Raw genomic sequence first — 13,122 nt, forward strand, 5'->3', positions numbered from 1 at the left:
AATCATACTAGCTTGTATTTTTCCTAACCATCTTTACTGTTATTGGTTTGTTGGATCTTTGATATCATCTCTGATCCGACGTTCTTGAAATTCTTGTTTGGAATTTCAGGGTTGTCATGTTGTTAATTTTTCAAGGTTCTTATATAGCTCTGATACTAAGTATGTCTAACGGAGAAGGAGGGATTTGAACCCTCGCGCCGCTATTAACGGCCTACTCCCTTTCCAGGGGAGCCCCTTCAACCGCTTGGGTACTTCTCCAGTATCAAGCGCTTGAACTTTCATTATGTATGAAAGCCAGCGGAGAGAGAGGGATTCGAACCCTCGCGCCCTTTCGGACAAACGGTTTTCAAGACCGCCTCGTTATGACCGCTTCGATATCTCTCCAAGTTGTTTTTGTTCGTCGCCATCAACCGGCGACTTGTACATATTATCACTTTACCATCTTTGTGTCAACATCTTTTTTCAAAAAATTCGAAGCAATTTTTAAATCCTCAGGAGTGGTGATTTTCAGGTTCTCATACGCCCCCATTATCACCTTCGTTCTGACGCTGCTATAACGCTCCACTATCATTGTGTCATCCGTTATAACCTGACATTTGTCATGCGCCAGTCCATCATAACAGGTAAGCAGAAGTTCCCTGTTAAAACTCTGTGGAGTCTGAACCTGCCACAGCCTGGATCTATCAGGAGTATCCACTCCCATCTGATCCTCATCTACTATCTTGATGGTATCCTTCACGGGTACACCTACTGTACACGCAGAATATATCTTTACTGCATCTATGGAATCTGTGATGATTTTCTGGGTTATGCATGGTCTCGCACCATCATGGATGAGTACATACTTCGCACCATCCGCCGCAATAAGTCCATTATGTACGGAGTCATAGCGCTCTGCCCCACCGGTCACGATCTTCCTGACTTTGGTGATGTTGTACCTGTCTACTATGTCATTTCTGCAATATTCTACATAATCCTCACCTGTGACAAGGATTATGTCATCAATCGGACTGTCCTGAAAGGCCTTGAGCGAATAATACAGTACGGGATAATCCCCCAGCGTCATAAACTGCTTAGGTATATCGCTGTGCATCCTGCTGCCCTTTCCGGCTGCAAGGACTATTGCCGTGACCTTTACTTCATCCACTGTATCAAAGATTTCTATATTTGATTCCTTGTAATCAGCATTATCCGCATCGCCCATGTTCATCTTCTCCCTAGTAGTAGTCTGACACCATCACACACTTGACCAGGCTGGTTATCTCTCACCCAGCTTGAGGTTTGGTATGGCATTCAGATCCCATCCATGTCTTGTTCCATTTATGTATTCGTAGTATCCCGCCGCACCTATCATGGCCGCATTGTCCGTGCACAGTATCGGCGATGGATGATACAATGTAAGCCCAGCCTTCTCACAGGCCGCCTTCATGCTGGCTCTGAGAGCAGAATTGGACGCAACTCCGCCAGCTATGGCTATCTTATCCATATGGTATTCCTTTGCCGCAGCAACCGCATGCTCTGTGAGCACTTCCGTTACTGCTTTCTGGAACGATGCTGCCACATCGGCCTCATTGATCTGCTCGTCTCTCATATGAGCCTGATTGATATAGTTGAGCACTGCGGACTTCAGGCCACTGAAGCTGAAGTCATAGGCTGATTCTGCCACCTTTGCCCTTGGAAATTCTATAGCGTCAGGATTGCCCTCCTTCGCCTTACGATCTATCTTCGGTCCTCCCGGGTAACCCAGTCCTATAGCCCTTGCTACCTTGTCAAATGCCTCTCCTGCCGCATCATCCCTGGTTATTCCCAGTATCTCAAACTTGCCGTAATCGACTACCTTTACAAGATGTGTGTGACCTCCTGACACAACAAGGCACATGAACGGAGGCTCAAGCTCCTTGTTCTCTATATAATTCGCTGCTATATGACCTTCTATATGATGCACACCAACAAGTGGTATATCTTTTGCAAATGCTATGGCCTTGGCTGCTCCCACACCAACGAGAAGAGCACCAACAAGCCCCGGTCCATATGTGACTGCAACCGCATCTATGTCATCCAGTGTGCACTCTGCCTCTTTGAGCGCCTGTCTTATGACCTGTGTAATCTTCTCTATGTGCTTTCGCGAAGCTATCTCCGGCACAACGCCTCCATAAAGTGTATGGATATCTATCTGTGAATATATTATATTTGACAGTACGTTTCTTCCATTCACAACAACCGCTGCGGATGTCTCATCACATGAGGATTCTATAGCCAGTATCTTTACATCTTTCTCCATAATTCATCTCACCTTTGTCGATCTATTCTACTCCTCCGAAAACTTGAGCGTTGTTGTCGTCCTGTCCTTTGCTGCAATAGTTCTCGGGAATATCTCTCTTATCTCATCCATAAACACCGCCGGTTTTGCCATCGACGGACTGTAATGTGTAAGCCACATCTCCCCCACATCTGCCTTTGCCGCTATGACCGCAGCCTCCTGCATCATCATATGCTTATGCTCTATGGCTTTTATCTCTTTCTCCTTTTCGCCGTACATACCCTCGCATATGAACAAATCTGATCCGGCTGCATACTTCTCTATAAGGGGGGTCGGTCTGGTATCTGTGCAGTATGTGAGCTTCAGGCCCTTGCGGTCAGGACCAAGCACCATATCAGGAGTATATATGTGTCCATCCTCCTCGTATGTGTTGCCCTTCTGCAAGCCATTCCAGTATTTCATTGGAATCTCATTCTCTCTAGCTCTGTCCACGCTGAATTTTCCAGTTCTTGGAAGCGAAAGGGAATATCCATAACATGTCACATTGTGATTCACCCTGAATGCATCCACCCTGAGATCCTCCCACATAAAGCTCTCCTCAGCCTCCGAGAGCTCCTGGAACCTGATCTCAAACGGAAGCTCAGGCGCTATAACCCTTAGGGAATTGACTACCTTCTCAAGTCTCTTTGGGCCAACCATAAGAAGTGGCTCCGTTCTCTCGGCATTGCCTATCGTGAGCAGCAGCCCCGGCAATCCGCTTATATGATCTGCATGAAAATGTGTGAAGCAGATCACATCTATCTGCTTAAAGCCTATCATGCCCTGCTGACGCATTGAGGTCTGGGTTCCCTCTCCGCAGTCTATCAGCATCTCGTGTCCGTTATATCTGACCACGAGAGATGTAAGTGCCCTGTATGGCAGCGGCATCATCCCTCCGGTCCCCAAAAGACATACGTCTATCATCTTCTATCTCCATTTCTAAGGCAGAGTCTATATGCATACTCTATGCATACTCTGTCACATCATCTATCCTTGGAGGTATGACACATTCATTTACAAGTCTGTCGTAACAGTCCTCACACATCCTGAGTGTGTATTTTCTGCCATCCTTGCGCGAGAAATATCCCCACTCCTTCTGAATAAGGACGTAATCCTCCTTGTTATGCATATCTCCAAATACAATTATCCTTCCACACCTATTACATCTGATCTCACTCATATTTATCTCCTGTCCGACTGTATGCAGCCCTGTTATGAGTCTGATTATAAGCTAGATCCTTCACAGAATATACCGACAATGTTTTCCAGCCGTGCAAATGTGGTCTCCACGCACTGTATATTCTGCATATATCTATTACTACAACTGTTTTTGCATAACCAGACCATCCTCCACCGGTGAGTCGTAGTATTTTTTTCTTGTAGAAATTTTTATAAATCCAAACTGCTCATACATAGCTATCGCAGCAGCGTTGGATTCCCTGACTTCCAGAAATATGCTCTGCACATTCCTGTCCTTGCAGTCATCGATCATGGCTTCCATCAGCTTACAGCCGATGCCACGACGTCTTGATCCGGCATTCACTGCTACCCTGAGCAGATCTGCACTGTCACACACCGCCGAATATATGATATAGCCGGCGATTTCTCCTTCAGAAGTCTCAAGGATCTTGACATGATCGTATGTCCCCTGTATAGATGAGGACACCATCTCCTCATTCCACGGATGCGAAAACACCGCCATCTCAAGTGCAGCTATCCCGGCCAGGTCTTTCATATCTGCCAGTCTCGGGCGTACATGAAAAAAGCAACTATTCATGTCCATCATTCTCCAGTTTTGCCTTTTCAGCTCTCTCCCGCTCTGCCTGTGACTGTCTGAGATATTCAGGAGCAAATGTATCCCCCTCCTCATACTGTCCGGCTGCATATCTCACCTGGGCTGCGGCTGCCACCGAGCCAGCTCTCTGCTTATTCATGTGTGCCGGAGCAAACGCATAGTCTGCCGTCATCTTCTCTTTCAAAACATCAGCATACACATCTATTCCATCTCCCACAAATATAACCTTTTCCCCTCTCTCATTGAGCTGGTCTATAAGGTCGGCAATATCCATAGGAGTCTGATCCATTATCGTCTCAAGCCTGTCATCACTGTTAAAACTGTAAAGTCCCGTATACACCTGTTTTCTTCTCGCGTCCATGATAGGGCAGATAAGTCTGTCAGTTCCCCACACATTGTATGCAAGCCCCTCAAGTGTCGGCACCGCAATAACCGGTATATTCCATGCAAGTGCAAGTCCCTTGACCGTCGCTGAGCCTATCCTGAGTCCTGTAAATGATCCCGGTCCTGCAGCAACAGCCAACGCATCAAAGCTCTCTTTGTCCGTCTCTGTCATCTTCACGATCTCTTCCAGCATAGGAAGCAGTGTCTGGGAATGTGTCTTCTTGTAGTTGGTTGTATATTCAGCTATCAAATTATTGTTCTCGACTATGGCAACGCTCGCCACAAGTCCTGAGCTGTCAAATGCTAAGATCTTCATATCTGATCATGCCTCTCTTCTATCGTAATACGCCTATAATCAAGGCCCTTTGAAAGGTCCTTCTCTATATCGATTCTGGTGTATGTGCCAGGTAATATCTCCTCAATGAGGTTAGCCCACTCTATAAGACATACTCCATCTCCATACACCATCTCATTGTAGCCTATCTCATCCATCTCGTCCACATCGCCGATCCTGTACACGTCAAAATGATACAGAGGCAATCTGCCCTCGTCATACTCCTTCACAATAGTGAAAGTAGGGCTGTTCACCACTTCAGTGATTCCAAGTCCAGCTGCCACCCCCTGGGATATTATCGTCTTGCCAACTCCCAGATCTCCATATATACAGTACACCTGGCCAGGAGCTGCATTCTGTCCAAGCTGCACTCCTGCATTGTAGGTTTCTTCCTTGCTATTACTCTCTATGACCATATTCTCTCCTGTCTGTCATACATATGTGTTCTCTCCGGTATTCCGGAACTATTCTGTTAACTCTAAAGATTGAGCGTGATCTTCCTGCCTTTTGCTTCAAATGGTCTGTATGCAACACCAGCCATGTCAAACATTTTCTTGGAGGCTATGGTGCTCTCTGTCATCGCATACTTGTCTGACATATACACTACTTCCTTTATACCGCACTGAATAATAGCTTTGGCACATTCATTGCACGGGAACAGAGTAGAATATATGATCGCATCCTTGAGATTGCCGCCTCTGTAATTAAGAATAGAGTTCAGCTCCGCGTGGCATACATAGAAATATTTGTTGTCAAGCGGGGCTCCAGACTTTCCCCACGGCATTGTGTCATCGTCGCATCCTGCCGGCATACCATTATATCCCATGGACAGAATTCTGTTGTTCTTGTCCACTATACACGCGCCAACCTGCGTTGACGGGTCTTTGCTTCTCTCTGCCGACATCATCGCAATGCCCATAAAATACTGATCCCACGATATGTAATCTGTTCTCTTCATACCCTGACTCCTTTCAACTTCTTTTATATCCCCCTTATCTACGGGTGCAGACGCATGAAAGGCGCTCCGCGCGGCGTCTGCTTCATCATAAGGAATCCCCCGCCTTAACGGCGGTTCCCCCTTATGATAATATAAGCCGGAGTTTCCCCCGGCGTATATTGTAAGGTCCTGCAGAACAGAACTTCATATGATTCTGTTAGAATTAACGATCGCCGAGTGCGAACTTGTCATGGATCGCATTCATTGCACGCTCTGTATACTGCTCGTCGATGAGAACTGTAACTCTGATCTCTGATGTTGAGATCATTCTGATGTTGATATTCTCATCATAGAGAGCCTCGAACATCTTGGCTGCAACACCTGCATTTGACTGCATTCCTGCACCAACGATAGAAACCTTTGCAACATTCTTGTTGACATCTATGCTCTCAAACTTGCCTATGTTGTTCTTGATGATCTCCTCTGCTTTGTCTGCATTCTCATCACTACATGTGAATGTAATATCCTTTGTTCCATGTCTTCCTACTGACTGCAGTATCATATCTATATTGATGTCATTCTTTGCAAGCAGGTTGAAAAGCTTGAATGCAACACCCGGTGTGTCCTCTAATCCTACAACTGCCACTCTCGCTGAATCTGCATCCGCTGCAACTCCACTAACTAACATCTTCTCCATTCCAGTATCCTCCTTAACTATTGTACCCTCTGAAAAATTGAGACTTGAACGAACAACCAGCTGAACGCCGAACTTCTTTGCAAGCTCAACTGAACGGTTGTGCAGAACGCCTGCTCCAAGTGTAGCAAGCTCAAGCATCTCATCGTATGTTATCGTATCCAGCTTACGTGCGGTCTTTACCTTACGTGGATCTGCTGTATATACTCCATCCACATCTGTGTATATCTCACACGCATCAGCGTTAAGTGCCGCTGCAAGTGCAACAGCCGTTGTATCTGAACCACCACGACCAAGAGTTGTGTAATCGTCATACTTGTTAATTCCCTGGAATCCTGTGACAATAACTATCTTTCTCTGCTCCAGCTCATGTCTTATTCTCTCAACATCGATTCTCTTCAGACGCGCATTGCCATACACTGAAGTTGTATGCATTGCCACCTGGAATGCATTCAGAGAGATTGCAGGAACTTTAAGAGAATTCATAGCCATAGCCATAAGCGATACGGACATCTGTTCACCTATTGTAAAAAGCATATCCATCTCTCTCTTAGGTGGATTCTCATTTACCTGCTTAGCCATATCTATCAGCTCATCTGTGTATTTACCCATCGCAGACAGAACTACGACTACGTCGTTCCCCCTCTGCCAGTCCTCAATACATCTTTTGGCCACGTTAAAGATTCTTTCGGTATTTCCAACAGAAGTACCACCAAACTTCTTTACTATTAACATATTGTCCTCCTGATCGCTCATTTGAAAATTTGTATATTTAACTCTTCACCGGAGCGGTCCGGTAAAAAGAAATAAGCCTTTTGTAAAATACCGCAATTCCACTAGGATTGCAAGGTCATTGAATAATATTGTACTAATCCAGCACTCTAAGAGCACTCTTGACACCAATCTTATTGCAACGTGCCTCAAATTCACCCTCTGTGATCACTGCTGTAACAAATGCCTTTTCATCGAGATCAGAATCGACATACTCAACATCACCAAATACCGCCTTGATGGCAGCCTCATCCTTCTCATCTGTTCTGACAAAGAATCTGCTCTCTGAGTCCGCAAATGTACCCATCTCAAGTTCTTCGTCCTCCCATATGATAGGAACATGTCTTCCCGCATTCTTCACTGCATCAATAACGTCTGATACAACCGCAGACGCTGTTGGAAGCTTTCCGGCGCCCTTGCCGTAGAACATTACGTCGTCAAGTGCATTACCATGTACAAGTATGCCATTGTATACATCATCTATCTTTGCCAGCGGATTGTCATGTGGAAGCATGACCGGGGCAACATATGAATATAGCTTGCCGTCTGTTTTTCTGGTTGTTCCGACAAGTTTTACAGAATAGCCCATCTTATCCGCATACTTGAAATCATCTGTTGTTATCCTGGTTATTCCCTCCATATGTATCCTGTTGTAATCCAGGTTCTTGCCATATACGAGAGATGTAAGTATAGCTATCTTTCTACACGCATCGCCACCCTCTACATCAGCCTCAGGATTGCGCTCCGCATATCCGAGCTCCTGTGCCTGCTTCAGCACTGTCGCATAGTCAGCCCCCTCTTTATCCATCTTGGTTAGGATGTAATTCGTTGTACCATTGAGTATTCCTGTGATCTCCGTAACATCATCCGCAGTTATGGATGTGTTAAGTGGTCTTATAACAGGAATTCCACCGCCTGCTGATGCTTCAAAGAAGAAATTGATATCGCCCTCTCTGGCAATCTTTATAAGCTCAGGTCCATGAACGGCCACAAGCTCCTTGTTGGAGGTTGCCACACTCTTGCCGGCAAGCAGACACTTCTTGACAAATGTATATGCAGGCTCAACACCTCCCATAACCTCCACAACGACGCTTATATCATCGTCGTTAAGTATATCTTCAAAATCATGGGTGAGAATGTTCTCGACAGGATCCCCAGGAAACTCCCTGAGATCAAGCACTCTCTTAACGTTTATCTCCTGTCCAGCTCTCTTGTTAACAATATCATGGTTGGTGTTAATCACTTCCACAACTCCTGAACCCACTGTACCATAACCTAATACTGCTATATTCACCATGTTTTTATCTCCTTCTTATCTCCTTTTTCTGCATAATAATGCAAGTTTAGTACGTCATTACTTTATCAGTATAAAGCGTCATTGTCAAAGACTAATTTCTTATCATCAAATGACTCTCATGTGCTGCTACACCTCAACCTTATTCACCCATTTGAGATAGGCTGTCATAAATCCATCAAGATCTCCATCGAGAACCGCCGATACATTTGAATTCTCATAGGATGTACGTTTATCCTTGACCATGGTATACGGTTGGAGCACATACGATCTTATCTGACTTCCAAAACCATTGTCAGTTACCTCTCCGCGGATGTCCGAAATCTTCTCCAGATTCTCCTGTTTCTTCAAAAGATAAAGTTTGGACTTCAGCATCTGCATAGCCTTATTCTTGTTCATGAGCTGTGATCTCTCATTCTGGCACTGAACAACTATACCGGTAGGATAATGTGTGATTCTTATGGCCGATGATGTCTTATTGATATGCTGACCACCTGCACCACTCGATCTGTAGGTATCTATTCTTATATCCTCATCCCTGATATCGACCTCAAGATCCTGCTCTATATCCGGTATGACATCACAGGATGCAAACGAAGTCATTCTCTTGCCCGCTGAATTAAACGGCGATATCCTGACAAGTCTGTGAACTCCCTTCTCTGACTTGAGGTATCCATATGCATGCTGTCCATTTATCTGAATGGTGACAGACTTTATACCAGCCTCATCTCCCTCAAGGAAATCGAGCACCTCAACACTCATGCCGTGCTTTTCTGCCCATCTGGTATACATTCTGTACAGCATACTCGCCCAGTCACAGGACTCTGTTCCGCCCTCTCCCGAATGAAGAGTGAGTACCGCATTACAGTCATCGAACTCGTCAGTGAAGAGAAGATTTATCCTGTACTCTTCAAATTCCTTCGTAAATATATCTATCTGCTCCCCTATCTCAGGCACAAGACTCGGATCATTCTCCTCCTCCGCCATCAGGATCAGTGTATCTATGTCCACATAGTCATTCTCAAGCTTCTTATAGTTGTCAACCAGATCCTGAAGTCCCTTCAGTTCCTTTGATACCTCACGGGATCTGTCGATATCATCCCAGAAATCTGGCTGTTCCATCTCATAATTAAGCTTTGCTATTCTGTCTGTTTTATTCTCAATATCCAGAGATGACTTGACCTCCTCCAAAGGCTCCCTGTAGGAGGCCATCGCCGCCCTGAACTCATCCAACTCTATCACTAAGCTTCTCCTGTATAACTTATTTATGCATTCTTGCCACAGCAGTTCTTATACTTCAGACCGCTTCCGCATGGACAGAGATCATTTCTTCCAATCTTCTTGGCTTTCTTTACAGGTCCCTTTGAAACGGTATCGTCCTTGTTGGTTCCTGTAACCTTGTTCACCTCTTCACGCTCGATCTTCTGCTCAACCTTTATTCTGAGAAGAAGCTTAACGGTATCCTCACGGATTGCTGCTGTCATGTCGTTGAACATATCATATCCTGCAAATTTGTATTCTACAACAGGATCTCTCTGTCCAAGGGATCTGAGTCCGATTCCCTGTCTCAGGTTATCCATGTCGTCGATATGGTCTGTCCACTTTCTATCTATAGTCTTGAGAAGGATAACTCGCTCGATCTCTCTCATCTGATCAGGATCACCGATCTCTTCCTCCTTGGCAGCATAGAGTTCCAGAGCTTCATTGTACAGTCTGTCTTTAAGCTCGCTGATATCTGCCTTTCTGATTTCCTCTTCGGTAAGTGTAACCGGCTCAGCAAATGGAACTATGCCCCTTATCATGTCATCCAGCTCTACCTGATTCCAATCCTCAGGTGCTGTCTCCGATGAGCATACCTGATCTACTGCTGCATTTATATCATCCTTTATCATCTTGAGGATAACCTCGTGCATGTTCTCGCCGTCAAGAACTCGTCTACGCTCCTTGTAGATGATCTCTCTCTGCTCGTTGTTAACACGGTCATACTCAAGAAGATTCTTTCTTATTGCAAAGTTGTTACCCTCGATCTTCTTCTGTGCCTTCTCTACGAAGTTGGAAATAGTCTTATGCTCTATCTCCTCGCCCTCAGGTATCTTAAGGGTATCGTACACTGACATAACTCTCTCTGATCCGAAAAGTCTCATCAAATCATCTTCCAGTGACAGATAGAACTTTGACTCTCCCGGATCTCCCTGTCGTCCTGAACGTCCACGGAGCTGATTATCGATACGTCTGCTCTCGTGTCTCTCTGTACCGATGATCCTGAGTCCTCCGAGCTCTGCAACACCCTCGCCGAGCTTGATATCAGTACCACGTCCTGCCATGTTAGTCGCGATGGTTACCGCATTCTTCTGTCCAGCGTCTGCAACTATCTCAGCCTCAAGCTCGTGGAACTTGGCATTGAGCACCTTGTGAGGTATCTTTCTCTTGGACAGCATATGACTGAGTTCCTCTGATGCGTCGATATTGATCGTACCGACAAGCACCGGCTGGCCCTTTCTGTAACTTATATTAATCTGCTCAACGATCGCATTGAGCTTTTCTTTCTTAGTCTTAAATATAGAATCCGGCTGATCTATTCTCTGTATAGGTCTGTTCGTAGGAATGACAACAACGTCCATTCCATAGATCTCTCTGAACTCCTCTTCCTCTGTCTGGGCTGTACCTGTCATACCTGCCTTCTTGTCAAACATGTTGAAGAAGTTCTGGAATGTGATCGTTGCAAGAGTCTTGCTCTCTCTCTTGACCTTTACATTCTCCTTTGCCTCTATAGCCTGATGCAGACCATCTGAGAATCTACGTCCGGGCATGATACGTCCGGTAAACTCATCAACGATGAGTACCTCATCATCCTTCACCACATAATCTCTGTCTCTGAACATGAGGTTATGTGCACGGAGTGCCAGGATGATATTGTGCTGGATCTCCATGTTCTCAGGGTCTGAGAGGTTGTCAATATGGAAGAACTGCTCTACCATCTTCACACCATTTGCAGTGAGCATGACGTACTTGTCCTTCTCATTTACAAGGAAATCTCCATCCTCCTCTATCTCTGTCTTCATGAGCATATCCATCTTGGATATCTCTCCATCACCCTCACCTCGCTTCATCTGTCTCGCAAGGTAATCACACATCTTGTAGAGCTCTGTGGACTTGCCGCTCTGACCGGATATGATAAGAGGAGTACGTGCCTCATCGATAAGGACTGAATCCACCTCATCGATTACACAGTAGTGAAGATCTCTCAGAACAAGCTTCTCCTTGTAGATTACCATGTTATCTCTCAGGTAATCGAAACCGAGCTCGTTGTTGGTAACATATGTAATATCGCAGTTATACGCCTCACGTCTCTCGTCTGTTGTGGAACTGTTGAGTATGATTCCGACCTTAAGTCCGAGGAATTCATGCACCTGCCCCATCCATTCAGCATCTCGCTTTGCCAGGTAGTCGTTGACAGTTACAACATGGACACCCTTTCCTTCAAGGGCATTCAGATAAGCAGGAAGTGTTGATACAAGTGTCTTTCCTTCTCCCGTTCTCATCTCTGCGATTCTTCCCTGATGGAGAACTATTCCTCCTATGAGCTGTACCCTGTAATGCTTCATTCCAAGTACACGGTATGCAGCCTCTCTCACAACCGCAAATGCTTCTACCAATATATCGTCTAACGTCTCGCCGGCAGCAAGTCTGTCCTTAAACTCTTGTGTCTTGCCCCTCAGCTCTTCATCTGAAAGTGCCTGCATCTTCTCGTCGAGTGCCTCTATCGCATCAACTATAGGATTGATCTTTTTCAATTCCTTCTCGCTGTGCGTTCCAAATATTTTCTCAAACAAACCCATGTTGTTTTTGACCTCCTAGCTATCGTTATTCAGGGTACATTCTAACATCATATGACATTTATATCAAGCAAAAAGGAGACCTTCTATAACCGAAAGTCTCCTTTAAAATACTATATTCAATTATCATCGGCACTTATATTAACTGTGCCTTTGCCAATATCTGATCTTAATATTCAGGCTCGATGATTCCGTATGTGCCGCCCTTTCTCTTGTATACGACATTGACCTCATCTGACTCTGCATTCCTGAATACATAGAAATTATGTCCAAGCAGATCCATCTGGATACATGCATCCTCTGGATACATAGGTTTTACTTCGAACTTCTTAGTTCTCACGATCTTGATATCGTCATCATCCTCAACGTCCTCGTCGACAAATGCATCGTTCAGGTATGCTACATTCTGCTCCTTGTCAATGAGCTTCTTACGATGCTTGGTAACCTGTCTCTCAATAACCTCTACAACGAGATCGATCGAAACATACATGTCATCGCTCACCTGCTCGGCTCTGATGATATGTCCCTTCATAGGAATCGTTACCTCTATCTTCTGTCTATCTTTCTCAACGCTGAATGTGACCTGTGCGCCAGTATCAGCCGCAAAGTACTTCTCAAGCTTTGAGAGCTTGTCCTGTACTGCATTTCTAAGTCCTTCTGTAACTTCAATGTTCTTACCGCTGATTATGTAATTCATGATGCCCAACTCCTTCTTTTTTGGATATGATCCAAATTGATATGACCATTATACCACAACGAGTCTTTTTTTCAATATATT

The 13,122-nt window shown here is 45.1% G+C and carries 13 protein-coding genes and 2 tRNA genes; all 15 read right to left on the reverse strand.

Going from position 1 to position 13,122, the window contains the following annotated elements; translation table 11 throughout:
• Nucleotides 1–169: 169 nt before the first annotated feature.
• Nucleotides 170–258 (reverse strand) — tRNA-Ser (locus DWX57_RS12665).
• A gap of 40 nt (nt 259–298) precedes the next feature.
• A tRNA-Ser gene (locus DWX57_RS12670) sits at nt 299–384 on the reverse strand.
• A gap of 46 nt (nt 385–430) precedes the next feature.
• Nucleotides 431–1,204 (reverse strand): 2-C-methyl-D-erythritol 4-phosphate cytidylyltransferase, encoded by a 774-nt coding sequence (gene ispD / locus DWX57_RS12675; RefSeq protein ID WP_119998573.1) that lies wholly within the window; start codon nt 1,202–1,204, stop codon nt 431–433.
• Nucleotides 1,205–1,258: 54 nt separating this feature from the next.
• The gene (gene tsaD / locus DWX57_RS12680; protein WP_022215803.1) at nt 1,259–2,281 is read right to left on the reverse strand and encodes a tRNA (adenosine(37)-N6)-threonylcarbamoyltransferase complex transferase subunit TsaD; all 1,023 of its coding nucleotides are present in this window, start codon (nt 2,279–2,281) and stop codon (nt 1,259–1,261) included.
• 27 nt (nt 2,282–2,308) lie between these two features.
• Nucleotides 2,309–3,223 (reverse strand): ribonuclease Z, encoded by a 915-nt coding sequence (locus DWX57_RS12685; RefSeq protein ID WP_120124568.1) that lies wholly within the window; start codon nt 3,221–3,223, stop codon nt 2,309–2,311.
• 40 nt (nt 3,224–3,263) lie between these two features.
• Entirely contained in the window at nt 3,264–3,479 is a 216-nt protein-coding gene (locus tag DWX57_RS12690) for a hypothetical protein (RefSeq protein WP_015533862.1), read from the reverse strand.
• 138 nt (nt 3,480–3,617) lie between these two features.
• The gene (rimI, locus tag DWX57_RS12695; RefSeq protein WP_118758114.1) at nt 3,618–4,076 is read right to left on the reverse strand and encodes a ribosomal protein S18-alanine N-acetyltransferase; all 459 of its coding nucleotides are present in this window, start codon (nt 4,074–4,076) and stop codon (nt 3,618–3,620) included.
• Nucleotides 4,069–4,794 (reverse strand): tRNA (adenosine(37)-N6)-threonylcarbamoyltransferase complex dimerization subunit type 1 TsaB, encoded by a 726-nt coding sequence (gene tsaB, locus DWX57_RS12700; RefSeq protein ID WP_022215805.1) that lies wholly within the window; start codon nt 4,792–4,794, stop codon nt 4,069–4,071. The genes rimI and tsaB overlap by 8 nt, the downstream gene beginning before the upstream one ends.
• A complete protein-coding gene (gene tsaE / locus DWX57_RS12705; RefSeq protein ID WP_055223209.1) occupies nt 4,791–5,228 on the reverse strand; it encodes a tRNA (adenosine(37)-N6)-threonylcarbamoyltransferase complex ATPase subunit type 1 TsaE in 438 nt (145 codons plus the stop codon). The genes tsaB and tsaE overlap by 4 nt, the downstream gene beginning before the upstream one ends.
• 62 nt (nt 5,229–5,290) lie before the next feature.
• A complete protein-coding gene (locus DWX57_RS12710; RefSeq protein ID WP_015533858.1) occupies nt 5,291–5,770 on the reverse strand; it encodes a deoxycytidylate deaminase in 480 nt (159 codons plus the stop codon).
• 202 nt (nt 5,771–5,972) lie between these two features.
• Nucleotides 5,973–7,178 carry an aspartate kinase gene (locus DWX57_RS12715; RefSeq protein WP_022215807.1) on the reverse strand — a complete coding sequence of 402 codons (1,206 nt, stop codon included), beginning with the start codon at nt 7,176–7,178 and terminating at the stop codon, nt 5,973–5,975.
• A gap of 133 nt (nt 7,179–7,311) precedes the next feature.
• Nucleotides 7,312–8,511 carry a homoserine dehydrogenase gene (locus DWX57_RS12720; RefSeq protein WP_117550604.1) on the reverse strand — a complete coding sequence of 400 codons (1,200 nt, stop codon included), beginning with the start codon at nt 8,509–8,511 and terminating at the stop codon, nt 7,312–7,314.
• Nucleotides 8,512–8,637: 126 nt separating this feature from the next.
• Nucleotides 8,638–9,750, reverse strand: coding sequence for a peptide chain release factor 2 (gene prfB, locus DWX57_RS12725; RefSeq protein WP_118758112.1), 1,113 nt, complete (start codon nt 9,748–9,750; stop codon nt 8,638–8,640).
• A gap of 23 nt (nt 9,751–9,773) precedes the next feature.
• Nucleotides 9,774–12,347 carry a preprotein translocase subunit SecA gene (secA, locus tag DWX57_RS12730; RefSeq protein ID WP_120124571.1) on the reverse strand — a complete coding sequence of 858 codons (2,574 nt, stop codon included), beginning with the start codon at nt 12,345–12,347 and terminating at the stop codon, nt 9,774–9,776.
• Nucleotides 12,348–12,513: 166 nt separating this feature from the next.
• Nucleotides 12,514–13,041 (reverse strand): ribosome hibernation-promoting factor, HPF/YfiA family, encoded by a 528-nt coding sequence (hpf, locus tag DWX57_RS12735; RefSeq protein WP_022215810.1) that lies wholly within the window; start codon nt 13,039–13,041, stop codon nt 12,514–12,516.
• Between the last annotated feature and the right edge of the window lie 81 nt (nt 13,042–13,122).

The organism is Coprococcus sp. AF19-8AC, from assembly GCF_003603115.1.
GTDB classification, from domain to species: Bacteria; Bacillota; Clostridia; order Lachnospirales; family Lachnospiraceae; genus Coprococcus; species Coprococcus aceti.